Genomic DNA, 17,192 nt, shown 5'->3' on the forward strand with positions numbered 1-17,192 from the left:
GTCGCCGGCGTCGTCGGTTCGCCGGGACAGGCGAACTACTCGGCGGCCAACCAGTTCCTCGACGCGCTCGCCCAGCACCGCCGGGCGAACGGGCGGCCCGCCCACTCGCTCGCCTGGGGTGCCTGGGCGCAGGAACACGGCATGGCGTCCCGACTGACCGAGGTGGACCGGAGCCGGGCGACCCAGGCCGGGCTGCGGCCGATCTCACCGGTCGAGGGCCCGGGGCTGTTCGACGCGGCGCTCGCCGCAGCCCACCCGACGACGGTGCCGATGCACCTGGACGTCGCCCTGATCGAGCGGCAACCGGGCCCGATCCTCCCGGTGTTGCGCAGTCTGGTCCGCAGGTCGGGCCGGCGCGTGATCAGCGCGGCGGCCGAGCACACCGGGCTGCTCGCGGAACGGCTCGCCCCGCTCGACGAGTCCGGCCGACGGGAAGTCCTGCTCGATCTGGTCCGCACCGCCGTGGCCGCGGTACTGGGCCACGGCTCGACCGATCGCATCACCCCCACGACCGTGTTCACCGAGCTGGGGTTCGACTCGCTGACCGCGGTCGAACTGCGCAACGGGCTGGAGGGCGAGACGGGTCTGCGCCTGCCGCCGACCCTGCTGTTCGACCACACCACCCCTGCGGCGCTGATCGACTTCCTCGCGGTGGAACTCGCCGGCCGCACCGAGGGCACCACACGGTCCGGCGTGGACTTCGCGGCCGAGATCCGGCTCGCCGAGGACGTGGTCCCGGCCGACGAGGTGACCACCGTGGTCGCCGATCCCGGGCAGGTATTCCTCACCGGAGCGACCGGGTTCGTCGGCGCGTTCCTGCTCCGGGACCTGATGCGCGAGACCGGGGCCACCGTGCACTGCCTGGTCCGCGGCGCCGACGAGGAGGCCGCGCTCGATCGGCTGCGCGCCAACCTGACCTGGTACGGCATCTGGGACGAGATCGACCTCGACCGACTGTCGGTCGTCACCGGCGACCTCGCCGAACCGCGACTGGGCCTGGGCGACGAGCGGTTCGACCGGTTCGCCCGCGAGGTCGACGTGGTCTACCACGCGGGCGCGACGGTCAACTGGCTGCACCCGTACACGTCGCTGAAGGCGGCCAACGTGACCGGCACCGAGTGGGCGCTCCGGCTCGCCGCGCTGCATCGCACGGTTCCGCTGCACTACGTGTCGAGCACCGGCGTCTTCGCCAGGCCGGCGCCCGACGGCGCCGGGCTGACCCCGCAGGATCCCACCGGCCCACCGGAGGAGCTGACCAACGGATACCGGCAGAGCAAGTACGTCGCGGAGAAGATCATCGCGCTGGCCCAGGCCCGCGGCCTGCCGGTGTCGATCTACCGCGCCGACGTCATCTCCGGCGCCCAGACCAACGGCGCCTGCCAGACCCGGGACTTCGTCTGGTTGAGCCTGAAGGGCAGCCTCCAGGCCCGGGCGATGCCGATCGGCGCGAACGCGCTGTTCCCGATGGTGCCGGTGGACTATGTCAGCGCGGCCGTGCTGGCGCTGTCCCGTACCACGAACGGCCGCACGTTCCACCTGTTCAACCCGGTGGCGGTCGGCTACGCCGACATGGTGAAGCGGTTGCGCGAGTCCGGCTACGTCCTGGACGAGGTGCCCTGGGACGAGTTCGTCGCCACGGTCCGCGCCGATCGGGACAACGCGCTCTTCCCGACGATCGACATCTTCCGGAGCTACATGACCGCCGGCGAGGCGCTGTACATGCGGATGGACGTCGACGAGACGGAGGCCGCCCTGGCCGGTACCGGCATCGCCTGCCCGGAGATCGACGCCGAACTGTTCGCCAGGTATACCGAGTTCTTCGCCGGCGCCGGCTACTTCCCGGCGCCGGGCAAGCTCGGGTAGGTGCCGTCCCGCCGACCGGTGGGACCGAACGGGCCGGATGCGGCCCAGGTGTGTGCTTGCCTTCGACGGCTCGCCACGCACCTGGGCCCGCCGGCCCCTTCGGCATACCCGGCCGCGCCCGGTCGGCGCCCGTATGGGCCCGCACATGTGAGAGCCCGCACACGCGAGGGCCGGTGCCCGGCGAGCGGCCGGCTCGGGGTTGCGGCCCGACGTGAAAAGGTCCGCCGAGGGTGCTCGGACACCCCCGACGGACCGTTCACCGCCACCGGATCGGCGCCGGTGGACCCGCGGTGCGAGTCCACCGGCGCATCCGGGCCTACTGGTTGCCGTCCAGGAACTGGAAGAGTTCCTCGTCCGTCGCGGCGGTGACGTCGAGCCGCTCGTCGGGCCGGTCGGCGGAGTCCCGGAAGGCGCGCAGCTTCAGCAGCAGACCCTCCAGGCGATCGGCGATGCGATCCCCGTCCCGACCGGTCGCCGAGGACATGGTCAGCGCCGAGTCGACCCGGTCCAGCTCGCTGAGCACCGAGCCCGTCGGCGTCGAGAGGCGAGCCGCGAGCAGGCGCATCAGCTCGCGCGCCACGGCCGCCGCCGTCGGGTGGTCGAACACCAGCGTCTGCGCGAGCCGCAGGCCGGTCTCGGCGCCGAGCCGGTTCCGGAACTCCACGGCGGACACCGAGTCGACCCCCAGGTCGGAGAACGCCCGATCCGGATCGATCGACCGTCCCGCCGCGTACTGCAACACGTCGGCCATCCGGGTGCACACCAGGTCGAGCAGGATCTCGTATCGGTCCTCCTCGGCCAGGCCGGACAGCCGGTCCGACAGGGCGCCCGCACCGGCCGAGGCCGGCCGCGACGCCCGCGGCGCACGCGGCGTCACCCCGCGACCCGCGAGTCGCCGCAGGATCGGGGGTACCTCCGCCTGGGCGCGCACCATGGCCAGGTCCAGGGCGACCGGAACCAGCAGCGGCTCGTCCAGACCGAGTGCCGCGTCCAGCAGCGCGACGCCCTGCTCCGACGAGGACAGGGTCACCCCGAGCCGGGCCAGCCGGGCCAGGTCCACCTCGGTCAGGTCCTCGGTCATCGTGCTGCGCTCGGCCCACATGCCCCAGGCCAGCGACACCCCGGGCAGCCCCCGGGCTCGCCGGTACTGCGCCAGGGCGTCCAGATAGGCGTTGCCGGCCGCGTAGTTCGCCTGACCGGCCGGGCCGATCAGGCCGGACAGCGAGGAGAACATCACGAACGCCGACAGGTCCAGATCGCCGGTCAGCTCGTGCAGGTTCCACGCGGCGACCATCTTGGGGTTCAGCGCCACGTCGAGTCGCTGCCCGGTCAGCTCGGTCAGCACCCCGTCGTCGAGCGCGCCGGCCGCGTGCACGACCGCCGTCAGCGGGGCCTCGGCCGGGATCGCGGCGAGCAATCGGGACAGCGCGGCGCGGTCGGCCGTGTCACAACCGGCCAGGACCACCTCGGCGCCCAGCGCGGTCAGTTCGGCCGCCAGCTCGACGCCCCGCGCGGACCCGGCGCCGGTGCGGCTGACCAGCAACAACCGCCGCACCCCGTGCACGGTCACCAGATGCCGGGCCACCACCACGCCGAGCGTGCCGGTCCCGCCGGTGACGAGCACCGTGCCGGTCCCGAACGCCGCCGTCGGCGCGCCGGCGCCGCCCACCTCGGCCCGGACCAGCCTGGGCACCAGGGCCCGACCGGAGCGCACCGCCAACTGCGGCTCCTGCGCGACCAGCGCCGCCACCGCGTCCCACGGCACCGACTCGGCGTCCACGTCCACCAGCCCGAATCGGCCGGGGTTCTCGGTCTGCGCCGACCGCACCAGGCCCCACACACCGGCCTGGGCCAGCCCGTCGACCGGCTCCTTCGGCTCGGCCCCGACCGCCCCCTCGGTCACCAACACGAGCGTGCCGGAGGCGAAGCGTTCGTCCGCGAGCCACTCCTGCACGGCGGTGAGCACCACATTGGTGACCTCCCGGGCGTCCGGGCCGGCCGGGCAGCGCAGGAACACCACGTCCGGATCGGCGCCGACCTCGGCGAGTTCCCCGACGAGCGTCCACCGGGCCGGCTCCACCGGCTCGGCGGGCGCGGCCGACCACTCCACCCGGAACATCGACTCCGCGGGCGTACCCGGCTCGGTCGTCGGCATCTGCCGAAAGCGCAGGCCGTCGACCGACGCCACCGGCACACCGCTCGCATCCGCGAGCCGGATCGACACCACGTCCGCGCCGGCGGCCGACATCCGCACCCGCAGCGCGGACGCGCCGACCGCGGACAGGGACACCCCGGACCACGCGAACGGCAGGACAGCGCCCGGCATCCGGTCGAGGAAGGAGCCGAACCAGACCGCGTGCAGCGCCGCGTCCAGCAGCGCCGGGTGCAGGCCGTACCGATCCGCGTCGGCCGCCGCCTCCGGCGGCAGCGCGACCTCGGCGAACACCTCGTCCCCGAGCCGCCACAGCGCGGACAACCCGCGAAACGCCGGTCCATAGTCGTACCCGCGGGCGGCGAGGTCGGCGTACAGGTCGCCGATCGCGACCTCCTGCGCCCCCTCCGGCGGCCAGTGCCCGGCCTCGAACCCGGCGGGCGGTGCCCAGTCGGACAACGAACCGTCCGCGTGCCGGACCCAGTCGCCGTGCTCGGTGCGGGCGTGCACCGACACCGCCCGGTGTCCGGACTCGTCGGCCTGCTCGACCACGACCTGAAGTTGTGCCCCGTCGCGCTCCCCGAGCACCAGCGGTGTGTGCACGGTCAGTTCGTCGAGCAGGTCGCACCCGACCTCACGGCCGGCCCGCAGCACCATCTCGACGAACGCCGCGCCGGGCACGATCACCCGACCCAGCACCGCGTGGTCGGCCAGCCACGGCTGGGCCTGCGGGGACAACCGGCCGGTCAGTACCGTCCCGCCGGACTCCGGCAGCGCCAACACCGCGCCGAGCAGCGGGTGTTCCCCGGCGGCCAGGCCCGCGGCGCGCAGGTCGCCGGCCTGCGCCGGCACCTCCATCCAGTACCGGTCGCGCCGGAACACGTAGGTGGGCACCGGCACCGTGCGCGCACCCGTCTCGGCGAACACCGCGGGCCAGTCCACCTCCACTCCGTGCACGTGCAGGGTGGCCAACGCGGTCGTCGCGGTGGCCGGTTCCGGGCGATCGGCGCGCAACACCGGCACCGCGACCGACACCGCGTCCCCTTCCGGGAAACACCCCTCGGCCATCGCGGTCACCGCGGCATCCGGGCCGACGCCGACGAACCGGGTCACCCCGTCGTCCCCGAGCCGACGCACCGCGGCCGCGAACCGCACCGGCTCGCGGACCTGGCGCACCCAGTACTCCGGCGAGCACACCGACTCGGCGGGCAGCGGCTCGCCGGTGACCGTCGACACGATCGGCAACACCGGTTCGTGGAACTCCACTCGGGCGAGCACCTCGCGGTAGGGCGCCAGCATCGGGTCCATCAGGGGCGAGTGGAACGCGTGGCTCACCCGCAACCGCTTCGTGCGTCGGCCCAGGGCCGCGAAGTGCTCGGCGACCCGCGACACGGCGGCCTCCTCGCCCGACACGACCACCGATTCCGGGCCGTTCACGGCGGCGATGCCGACCTCGGCGCCCGCCGCCATCGAGGCGACCTCGTCCTCGCCGACCCGGATCGACACCATCGCGCCGCCCGCCGGCAACGCCTCCATCAGCCGGCCGCGCGCCGCCACCACGCGGCACGCGTCCTCCAACGTCCACAGTCCCGCGACGAACGCCGCCGACAACTCGCCGATCGAATGCCCGGCCAGCACCTCCGGCCGCACCCCCCAGGAGCCCAGCAGGCGGGTCAGCGCGACCTCGACCGCGAACAGCGCGGGTTGCGCCCAGCCGGTGCGGTCCAGCAGTCCGGCGCCCGTCTGCGTCTGCGTCTGCTTTTCCGGCTCCGGCTCCGGCTCCGGCTCCGGCTCCGCGAGCAGTACCTCGCGCAGCGGCCGGTCCAGCAGGCCGTCGAACCCGGCGCACACCTCGTCCAGCGCGGCCGCGAACACCGGGAACGTCGCGTAGAGTTCGCGGCCCATCCCGAGCCGCTGGGTGCCCTGTCCGGCGAACACGAACGCGGTCCGGCCCGGGTGCGCGACACCCCGCACCACCCCGGCGACCGTGTCCCCGGCGGCGATCGCCCGCAGGCCCGCGAGCAGCCCGTCCCGGTCCGCCGCCACCACTGCGGCCCGCTGTTCGAAGGCCGTCCGGGTGGTCGCCAGCGAGAACCCGACGTCGAGCGGGTCGAGCCCGTCCACGGCGGCCAGCAGGGCCCCGGCCTGGTCGGCCGGCCCCTCGGGGGTCCGGCCGGAGAGCACCCACGGCACCAGCGGCAGCGGGGTCCGCTCCCTCGGCTCGACCGCCTCGACCGGCTCGGTCGCCGGCGCCTGCTCCAGGATCACGTGCGCGTTCGTACCGCTGATCCCGAACGACGACACCGCGGCCCGCCGCGGCGCGTCCGTTCGCGGCCACTCCCGCCGTTCGGTCAGCAGCCGTACCTCCCCCGAGGACCAGTCCACATGCGAGGAGGGAGCGTCCACGTGCAGCGTCTTGGGCAGCACCCCGTGGTGCAGCGCGAGCACCATCTTGATCACGCCGCCGACCCCGGCGGCGGCCTGGGTGTGGCCGATGTTGGACTTCAACGATCCGAGCCACAGGGGGCGGTCGCGGTTCGGGCCGTAGGTGTCCAGGACGGCCTGGGCCTCGATCGGGTCGCCGAGGCCGGTTCCGGTGCCGTGCGCCTCGACCGCGTCCACGTCCGTGGCGGACAACTCGGCGTTCTCCAGCGCCTGCCGGATCACCCGCTGCTGGGACGGTCCGTTCGGCGCGGTCAACCCGTTCGACGCGCCGTCCTGGTTGACCGCGCTGCCGCGCACCACGGCCAGTACCGGATGCCCGAGCCGCAGCGCGTCCGAGAGCCGCTCGACCAGGAGCATGCCGACGCCCTCGGCCCAGCCGGTGCCGTCGGCCGCGTCGGCGAAGGACTTGCAGCGCCCGTCCGAGGCCAGTCCGCGCTGGCGGCTGAACGCGACGAGCATGCCCGGGGTGGACATCACCGTGGCACCGCCGGCCAGCGCCAGCGTGCACTCGCCGCGGCGCAGCGACTGCACCGCCAGATGCAGTGCGACCAGCGAGGAGGAGCAGGCCGTGTCGACGGTGACCGCGGGGCCCTCGAACCCGAAGGTGTAGGCGATCCGCCCGGACGCGGCGCTGTTCGCGGTGCCGGTGAGCAGATGCGCCTCCGCGCCGCCGGCGGCCTGGTGCAGTCGGGGGCCGTAGTCCGGTGCCATGGCTCCGGCGAACACCCCGACCCGGGCGCCGCGCAGCGATGCGGGGCGGACCCGGGCCCGCTCCAGCGCCTCCCACGAGGTTTCCAGGAGCAGCCGCTGCTGCGGGTCCATCGCGACCGCCTCGCGCGGCGAGATCCCGAAGAACTCCGGGTCGAACTCCGTCGCGTCGCGCAGGAATCCGCCGCTTCGGGTGTAGGTGCGGCCGGGGGTGTCGGGGTCCGGGTCGTAGAGCGACTCCGCGTCCCAGCCCCGGTCGACGGGGAATTCGCCGATCGCGTCGCCGCCGGCGTCCAGCAGCCGCCACAGGTCCTCCGGCGAGCCGACGTCGCCGGGGAAGCGGCACGCCATGCCGATGATGGCGATCGGTTCGCGGCTCGCCTGCTCGGTGTCGCGCAGGCGTTGCTTGGTCTGCTGCAACTCGGCCGTGACCCGCTTGAGGTATTCGACCAGCTTCTCTTCGTTACTCACAAGAACTCCGATCAGGGCATGCCAAGTTCGCCGTCGATGAGGTCGAAGAGTTCGTCGAGCTCCAGGCCGTCCAGCTCGACCGCCTGCGGTACGGGTGGCGCGGCCGGCACGGTGGGCCCGGTGGGCTCCGTCGGCCCGGTGGGCTCGGTCGGGGCGAGCGCCGTGCCCAGGTGACCGGCGAGTGCCGCCGGTGTCGGGTAGTCGAACACCAGCGTGGCCCGCAGGCGCAGCCCGGTCGCCGCGCCCAGCCGGTTGCGCAGTTCCACCGCCGTCAGCGAGTCGAACCCCAGTTCCTTGAAGGTCCGGCCGGGGGCGACCGCGCCCGGTGTGCCGTGGGCCAGCACGGTGGCGGTGTGTTCGCGGACCAGGCCGAGCAGGGCTTCCTCGCGCTCGGCACCGGACATCCGGGCCAGGCCCGCGCCGAGCGATGCGACGGCGTCGCCCGGCTTGGCCGCGCTGGCCTCCGCGCGCCGGACCCGGTCGCGGACCACCCCGCGCAGCAGGGCCGGTACCGTACCGTGCGCCCGTACCGCGGCCGGGTCGATCCGGGCCGGGACCAGCAGGGGCGTGTCGGCGGAGACCGCGGCGTCGAACAGGGCCAGCCCGTCCGCCGCGGTCAGCGCGGTCAGGCCGGCGCGGCGCATCCGGCTCAGGTCGGCGTCCGCGAGTCGGCCGGTCATGCCGCTCGGCGGCGCCCACAGGCCCCAGGCGAGCGACACGGCGGGCAGGCCGCCTGCCGCGCGCTGCTGGGCCAGGGTGTCCAGGAACGCGTTGGCGGCGGCGTAGTTCGCCTGTCCCGGCAGCCCGAGGATCCCGGCGACCGAGGAGAACAGCACGAACATCGACAGGTCGAGTCCCCGGGTCAGCTCGTGCAGGTTCAGCGCGGCGTCGACCTTGGGCCGCAGTACCCGTTCGAGCTGCTCGGGGCGCATCGCTTCGAGCACGCTGTCGTCGAGCAGCCCGGCGGCGTGCAGCACACCGGTCAGCGGGCGTTCGGCCGGGATCGAGGCCAACAGCTCGGCCAGCGCGCCACGATCGGCGACGTCGCACGCGGCCACGGTGACCGTCGCGCCCGACTCGGCCAGCTCGGCGGCGAGTTCGGCCGCGCCGGGGGCGTCCGGTCCGCGCCGCCCGGCCAGCAGCAGGTGGGTTACGCCGTACCGGGTCACCAGGTGCCGGGCGAACAGGGCGCCCAGGGTGCCGGTGGGATCCGTCTCGGCCGCTTCGACGACCATCGCGTCGCGGGTGAGCAGCACCAGCCTCGACGCGGAGAACCGCTCGTCGGCGAGCCACTCCTGGATCAACCGCAGCGTCCGGCCGGCCACGGCGTGCACGCCGGCCGCGGTGGGCTCTCCCGTCGACGCGGCGAAGACCACGTCGGGTACCGGTCCGGCGGCGGCCAGCGCGCCGAGATCGGCGTGTGTCGGCACGCCGACCCCGAGTTCGTCGGTGCCGACGACCGCCCATGGCCGCCGGTCGTCGCGGGTCTCGGGCACGTGTGCCTCGACCCAGTCCACCCGGAACAGGGCATCCGGCGACCCGCCGGTCGGCGCCCCGGCCGGGAGCGGGCGCAGCGCCAGCGATTCCACCGAGGCCACCGGTGCCCCGGTCGCGTCGGCGAGCCGCAACGAGACGGTGTCGGCCCCGTCCGGCGAGATCCACACCCGCAGCGCGGACGCCCCGCCGGCCCGCAACGACACGCCCTGCCAGGAGAACGGCAACCGGCAGCCGGGACCGTCCCCGACCGCGGCGTGCAACGCGGCGTCCAACAGCGCCGGGTGCAGCCCGAACCGGCCGGCGTCCGCCTCGATCTCGGCGGGCAGCGCGACCTCGGCGAAGATCTCCGTACCCCGGCGCCACCACGAGCGCAGTCCTTGGAACGCCGGGCCGTAGCGGTAGCCCAGTTCGCTCCAGCGGTCGTATCCGCCGTCCCACTCCACCGCGACCGCGTCGGCCGGCGGCCAGGCGCTCAGGTCGAACTCCTCGGCCCGACCGACCGCCAGCACCCCGCTCGCGTGCCGGGTCCAGACACCGGAACCGTCCGCCGGGCGAGCGTGCACGGCCAACACCCGGCGGCCGGACTCGTCCTCCTCGCCGACCGTGACCCGGACCGCGACCCCGCCCTGCTCCGGCAGCGCCAGCGGCACCTCGCAGGTCAGCTCGGCCACCTCGTCGCAGCCCACCTCGTCGCCCGCGCGCACCGCCAGTTCGACGAACGCGGCGCCGGGCACCAGCACCGTGTCGCCCTGCCCGCGATCGGCCAGCCCGTGGTCGGCCAGCCACGGCTGGGCCTGCCGGGAGAGTTGTCCGGTGAGCACGAGGCCGCCGGAGTCCGGCAGTTCCACCACCGCGCCGAGCAGCGGGTGATCCGCCGCGGTCAGTCCGGCCGCCGCGACGTCCGCCGCTTCCGCGTCCGAGGTGGGTTCGAGCCAGTAGCGCCGACGCCGGAACACCGACGTGGGCACGTCGACCGGCCGGGCGTCGGGGAAGACGGTCCGCCAGTCGGGGCTCACCCCGCGTACGTACGCCTCGGACAGCGAGGTCAGGAACCGCTCGGGGCCACCGTCGTCGCGGCGCAGCGAGCCGACCACGACCGCCTGCTCCAGCACGTCCTCGATCGCCGAGGTCAGCACCGGATGCGGGCTGACCTCGACGAACACCGAGTGCCCGCGTTCGGCCAGCACGCCGACCGTCTCGGCGAAGCGGACCCGGCTGCGCAGGTTGCGGTACCAGTACTCGGCGTCCAGGTCGGTGGTGTCCAGCAGGTCGGCGGTCACCGTCGAGTAGAACGGGATCGCCGCGGGGCGCGGGGTCGTTCCGGCCAGGACCGAGGCCAGTTCGTCGGCGATCCGCTCCACCTGCGCCGAATGCGACGCGTAGTCCACCGGGAGCCGCTTGACCCGGATCTCGGTCGCCTCGCACTCGGCGATCAACTCGTCCAGCGCGTCCACGTCGCCGGCGACGACGACCGATCCCGGGCCGTTCACCACCGCCGTCGAGATCCGGCCGTCCCAGCGGAGCAGTCGTTCGGCGGCCTCGTCCTCGGACAGGGCGAGCGAGACCATGCCGCCGGCGCCGGACAGCGCCAGGATGGCCCGGCTGCGCAGCGCGACGATCCGCGCCGCGTCGGCCAGGTCCAGTGCCCCGGCGACGCAGGCGGCGGCGATCTCCCCCTGCGAATGGCCCACCACCGCGGCGGGCCGCACACCGTGGGAACGCCACAGCGCGGCCAGCGACACCATCACCGCGAACAGCACGGGCTGCACCACGTCCACCCGCTCCAGCGCGGCGGCGTCGCGCAGCACCTCGAACAGGTCCCAGTCGACATGCGGGGCCAGCGCCTCGGCGCACGCCCGCATCGTCTCGGCGAACACGGCCGAGGAGTCCAGCAGTTCGGTCGCCATCCCGACCCACTGCGAACCCTGGCCGGGGAAGACGAACACCACCGCGCCCGCCTCCCGGGCGACGCCGCGCAGCACTCCGGGTGCCTGGACGCCGGCGGCGAGCGCGGTCAGACCCCGGCGCAGCGCGGCCGGGTCGGCGCCGACGATCGCGGCCCGGTGCGGCAGGCCGGATCGGGCGGCGGCCAGGGCGAATCCGGTGTCCGCCCGGTTCGGGTCGGGGTGGGCGTCCAGGAAGGACAGCAGGGCGGCGGCCTGGGTCGCCACCGCGTCCTCGCTGCTCGCGGAGAGGACCCACGGCAACACCTGACCGGCCGGCCCGACGGGTGCGGGCGCGGACTCCGGCTCGGCCGGCGCCTGTTCGATGATCACGTGCGCGTTGGTGCCGCTGATCCCGAACGAGGACACCCCGGCCCGGCGGGCCCGACCGGTGCGCGGCCACTCCCGGGTCTCGGTCACCAGTTCCAACCCGCCGCCGGCCCAGTCCACGTGCGGGGTCGGCTCGTCGGCGTGCAGTGTCCTGGGCACCGTCTCGTGCCGCAACGCCTGCACCATCTTGATCACGCCGGCCACCCCGGCCGCGGCCTGGGCGTGGCCGATGTTCGACTTGAGCGACCCCAGCAGCAGCGGGCGGCCCGGCTCCCGGTCGCGGCCGTAGGTGGCGGCGAGCGCGTCCGCCTCGATCGGGTCGCCGAGCGTGGTCCCGGTGCCGTGCGCCTCGACCACGTCGACGTCCCCGGTGGAGATCCCGGCGGCGGCGAGCGCCCGGCGGATCACCCGTTCCTGGGCGACCCCGTTCGGCGCGGTGAGCCCGTTCGACGCCCCGTCCTGGTTGATCGCGCTGCCGCGCACCACGGCCAGCACCCGGTGCCCGTTGCGCCGTGCGTCGGACAGCCGTTCGAGCACCACGATGCCGGCGCCCTCGGCCCATCCGGTGCCGTCGGCGGCGGCCGAGAACGCCTTGCACCGGCCGTCCTCGGCCAGCCCGCGCTGGCGGCTGAATTCCACGAACATGCCCGGCCCGGACATCACCGCGACACCGCCGGCCAGCGCCAGCGAGCACTCCCCGGCCCGCAGCGCCTGCGCGGCGAGATGCAGCGCCACCAGCGACGACGAGCACGCGGTGTCCACGGTGACCGCGGGGCCCTGGAGCCCGAGCGTGTAGGCGATCCGACCGGACGCGACACTGATCGTGCTGCCGGTCAGTCGGTAGCCGTCGGACTCGGCGTGCACGGCGTGCAGCGGCGGACCGTAGTCCTGTGCCATCGCTCCGACGAAGACCCCCACGGGTGCGCCGCGTCGGCCCGCGGGATCGATCCCGGCCCGCTCCAGCGCCTCCCAGGACGTCTCCAGCAGCAGTCGCTGCTGCGGGTCCATGGCCAGCGCCTCGCGCGGCGAGATGCCGAAGAATTCCGGGTCGAACCGGTCGGCGTCGTGCAGGAAACCACCGTGCCGGGTGTACGAGGTGCCCGCCCGGTCCGGGTCGACGTCGTGCAGTCGGTCCAGGTCCCAGCCCCGGTTGGTGGGGAATCCCGAGATCGCGTCGGTCCCGTCCACGACCAGTCGCCACAGGTCCTCCGGCGACGTCACGCCGCCGGGGAGCCGGCAGGCCATCCCGACGATCGCGATCGGCTCGTCGCTCGCGAGGTCGCCCGCCGAGCCGCCCGTCGTGTCGCCCGGCGAGCCGTCCGCCCGGTCGCCGGTCGAGTCGTCCGCGTCGTCGCCCGTCACCAGAACACGCAGGTGGTCCGCGAGTTCGGCCGGCGTCGGGTGACCGAACAACAGGCCCGCCGGCAGCGGGCGCCCGATCGCCGCGCTCAACCGGTCCCGCAGTTCCACCGAGCCCAGCGAGTCGAACCCCAGCTCCTTGAACGTGGCGCCGGGATCCACCGCGTCGCCGCCCGAGTGGCCGAGCACGACCGCGACGGTCGACCGCACCAGCCCAAGCATCCGGGGCCCGGCCGGGATCACGGCCGTGACCCCGGCCGGAGCGGGCGCCGGCCCGGACCGCGGCTCGGGGAGCGCGGCCCGTACGGCCGGTTCGGTGAGCCAGTGCCGCTCGCGCTGGAAGGCGTAGCCGGGCAGGTCCACGGTGCGGGCGCCGCGCAGGGCGAACACGCGCGGCCAGTCCACCCGGACCCCGCGCACGTGCAGTTCGGCCAGTGACGCGAGGAAGCGCTCCGGCCCGCCTTCGCCCCGGCGCAGCGAGCCGGTGACCACGCCGGATGCGGATCCGGCCTGCTCGATCGTGTCCCGCAGCGCGGGCAGCAGCACCGGATGCGGGCTGCACTCGACGAACACCGCGTGTCCGTCGCGCAGCAGCGCTCCCGTGGCCTGCTCCAGTTCCACGGTCTGCCGCAGGTTGCGGTACCAGTACTCGGCGTCCAGCTCGGCGGTGTCCAGCAGGTCGCCGGTCACCGTGGAGTAGAACGGCACCGTCGAGGACCTCGGCCGGATCCCGGCCAGCACGGTGTGCAGCCGTTCCCGGATCTGCTCCACGTGCGACGAGTGGGACGCGTAGTCGACCACGATCCGCCGGGTCTCGACGCCTTCCTCGGTCCACCGCGCGACCAGCTCGTCCAGCGCGTCGGGGTCGCCGGAGAGCACCACGGACGACGGTCCGTTCGCCGCCGCGATCGACACCGCGCCGTGCCATGGGGCGATCCGCTCGCGCACCTCGGCGGCCGACCGCAGGACCGACACCATGCCGCCGCGGCCGGACAGCGCGATCAGGGCCCGGCTGCGCAGCGTCACCACCCGCGCGGCGTCCTCGAGCGACAGGGCGCCCGCCACGCACGCGGCGGCGATCTCGCCCTGGCTGTGTCCGACCACCGCCGCCGGCTCGATCCCGCACGAGCGCCACAGCGCGGCGAGCGACACCATCACCGCGAACAGCGCGGGCTGCACCACGTCCACCCGCTCCAGGGCGGTCGCGTCCCGCAACACCTCGCTCAGCGACCAGTCGACATGCGGCGCGAACGCCGCCTCGCAGGCCCGCATCGATTCGGCGAACTCCGGTACGGATTCCAGCAGTTCGACCGCCATGCCGGCCCATTGCGAACCCTGCCCGGGGAAGACGAACACCGTCTCGCCGACCGTCGCGGCCTGTCCCTCGACCACTCCGGCGACGGCCGCGCCGGCGGCGAACTCGGCCAGTCGGAGCCGCAGTTGTTCCCGGTCCCGGCCGACCACGACCGCACGGTGTCGGAACGCGGTCCTGGTGGTGGCCAGGGACAGCCCGATGTCCGCGGCGGACTCCGGCCGTTCGTCCACGAAGGAGGACAGCCGGGCGGCCTGGGCCCGCAGTGCCTCGCCGGTGCGGCCGGCGATCGGCCACACGTGCGCACCGGCCGCCGAGGCGGTGGTCGGGGCGATCGTCGTGGCGGACCGCGCACCGGTCGCCGGGGCCTCGGCGACCACCAGGTGACAGTTCGTACCGCCCATCCCGAACGAACTCACCCCGGCCAGCAGCGGCCGGTCCGGTTCCGGCCACGGCGTCAACTCGGTCTGTACCCGCAGGCCGAGGTCGTCGAGGGGAATGGTCGAGGGCGGTGCGACGAAGTTCAGGCTCGGCGGCAACAACCGGTGCCGCATGCTCAGCGCCACCTTGACCAGCCCGGCGATCCCGCCCGCGCCCTCCAGGTGCCCGATGTTGGTCTTGACCGAACCCACCGACAGCGGCGCACCCGGCTGCCGGGCGCGACCCAGTGCCGCACCGAGCGCCGCGGCCTCGATCGGATCGCCCACCGGGGTGCCGCTGCCGTGCAGTTCGACGTACTGCACGCCGCGCAGCGCGACGCCGGCCCGCCGGTACGCCTGCCGGACGACCTCCTCCTGCGCGGACCGGGTCGGCACGGTGAGGCCGGCGTGCTCGCCCTCCCCGGCGCCGTCGTTGTTCACGGCACCACCGGTCAGGACGCAGTAGATGTCGTCGCCGTCGGCGAGCGCGGCGTCCAGCGGCTTGAGTACCACCACGCCGCCGCCCTCGCCGCGCACGAAGCCGTCGGCCCGCGCGTCGAAGGTGTAGCAGCGGCCGTCCGGCGACAGGCCGCCGAAGCGCACCGCGCCGAGCGTCGGCTCGGCCAGGATGTTCAGGTTGACCCCGCCGGCGATGGCCACGCCGCACTCGCCGCGGCGCAGGCTCTCGCACGCCAGATGCACGGCCACCAGGGAGGAGGACTGTGCGGTGTCCACGGCCAGGCTCGGTCCGCGCAGGCCGAGGTGGTGGGAGATGCGGTTGGCGATGATCGCGCGGCGGGTGCCGGTCATCGTGTGCCGGTCGACGCCGGCCGCGCCGAGCCGATCCTGGAGCGCCGCGTAGTCGTCCCACATGACACCGATGAACACCCCGGTGTCGCCGCCGCCGAGTTCGGCGGGCAGGATCCGGGCGTCCTCCAGCGCCTCCCAGGCCAGCTCCAGCATCAGGCGCTGCTGCGGGTCCATCGCGGCCGCCGCGCCCGGGGCGATGCCGAAGAACGCCGCGTCGAAGCGGTCGATTCCGTCCACGAACCCGCCCCGGCGATGCGGCAGTTCGGCGCCGCGCCACCGGTCCTCGGGGGCCTCGCGTACCGCGTCCGTCCCGTCCCGCAACAATCGCCAGAATTCGTGGCCGTCGCCGGCCCCGGGAAACCGACAAGCCAATCCGACCACGGCGATCCGTCTCATACCCAGCAGTCAACGCGGCCGGCGGTGAGTTGGCTTGTTTCACGAACCCAGAATGCGTATGGAAATCTGGTGGCGGATACCAATGGAAATCGCCGCCGGCCGGGTGGGAAGCGGTGCATAAAAAGGCGCACCGGTATTGCTCGGCGGCCACCGGATCATCCGGCCGCCGAGCAATACCGATGCATTGATCGCTGCGGAGGAGCAGCCGCGCCCGAAGGCCCGGCCGGAAGGAGGAACCTCAGTACAGCAGAGTCACCGAGGGGTGAATGTCCAACGTCGCGCGGCTGTAGTCCTCGAGAATGATCGGCGCGTTGAGCGCGGTGTGCCGGCTCATCACCGAGATATCCCGCCACAGGCGCTGCAGCGGGTTGGACAGGGCGAATGCGCTGCCGCCGACGACGTCGAGCAACTTCTCCACACCCGCGCGCGCCTTTTCGTGCGCGGACCGCTGGTGCATGCGAAGCCGGGCCCGCTCCTCCCACGGCATCGGCTGGGTCTCCGGAATCCCGTCGAGGGCCCGGCCGATCTCGGTCAGGTGCAGTCGGGAGGTCTCGATCAGGTGCGCGGCCTCGCCGAACCACATCTGCACCGACGGCGCGTCGACGGCCGCCTCGTAGTTGACGTAGGTGATCGGCCGCTTCTTGGCCAGCGCCTGCCGGGTGACCTCGAGCGCGCCCTCGGCCGCGCCCACGATCGCGGCGAGCGACTGCGCGCTGCCCTGGAGCAGCATGCTGTCCCGCTCGTCCTCGCCCACCAGGTCGGTGAGGCTGAACCCGACCGCCCGCACCTCGGGGACGAACACGTCCTCGGCGACGACCGTGTGCGTGCCGGAGCCGGCCAGACCGGCCACGTGCCAGGTGCGCTCGATCTTGAGGTCGCTCATCGGTACGACGGCGCCCACCAGGTCGGTGGTCTGCTCCTCGCCGTCGTAGATGTGCACCACGGGGATGTAGGCCCAGTCCGCTATCTCGCAGCCCGAGCTCCACGGGAAGGTGCCGGTGATCCGGAACCCGCCCTCGGTGCGCCATGCCTTGGTGGTGCTCAGGTGGGCCGTGGAGATCACGTACGCGTCGGGGTTGTCCGCGAACATCTCGGCCAGCGCGGCCTCCGGCATCCCGTTCAACGCGAACCGCGTCGACGCGGTGTCGATGGACAGGTTCCAGCCCGCCGACCCGCACGACTTGCCGACCTCGGCGACGAGCGCCAGCAGGTCCGACATCTTCAGGTCGTAGCCGCCGAACCGGGTCGGCGTGGTGAGCCGGAACAGGCCCGCGTCGCGGAGGCCGACCACGACCTCCTCGGCGAGCCTGCGGTCCTGCTCGGTCTTCGGCGCATTGTCGCGGATGAGCTGAGCAAGCTCACGGGCACGGGTCAAAAGCTCCGCGGGGTCGACCGTCGGCCCGGTCGCCTCGTCCGTCCGCTCATCGGCCACTGCTGTCACGAAGCTCTCCTTCGATCGTGGGTCGCGGGCCGACCCCGATCGGGGT

General features: G+C 74.0%; 3 protein-coding genes and 1 pseudogene. 1 reads left to right on the top strand and 3 read right to left on the bottom strand.

From position 1 onward, the window contains the following. Nucleotides 1-1,863 (top strand): thioester reductase domain-containing protein (locus ACFXMF_RS33565; protein WP_380020936.1); only part of this gene is annotated, 1,863 nt, incomplete at its 5' end. Between the two features lie 316 nt (nt 1,864-2,179). Here ACFXMF_RS33565 and ACFXMF_RS33570 read toward each other — a convergent pair. The 3 genes and pseudogenes from ACFXMF_RS33570 to ACFXMF_RS33580 form a co-directional block, all read right to left on the bottom strand. Then, a pseudogene (locus tag ACFXMF_RS33570) lies at nt 2,180-7,600 on the bottom strand (SDR family NAD(P)-dependent oxidoreductase); the annotation flags it as partial. A gap of 50 nt (nt 7,601-7,650) precedes the next feature. Next, on the bottom strand, nt 7,651-15,705 hold the full coding sequence (locus ACFXMF_RS33575; protein WP_380020938.1) for an SDR family NAD(P)-dependent oxidoreductase: 8,055 nt from the start codon (nt 15,703-15,705) through the stop codon (nt 7,651-7,653). A 238-nt stretch (nt 15,706-15,943) separates the two neighbouring features. Next, entirely contained in the window at nt 15,944-17,146 is a 1,203-nt protein-coding gene (locus ACFXMF_RS33580; RefSeq protein WP_360323617.1) for an acyl-CoA dehydrogenase family protein, read from the bottom strand. Nucleotides 17,147-17,192: the final 46 nt, after the last annotated feature.

The sequence above is a fragment of the Embleya sp. NPDC059213 genome (assembly GCF_042754445.1).
Classification (GTDB): Bacteria; Actinomycetota; Actinomycetes; order Streptomycetales; family Streptomycetaceae; genus Embleya.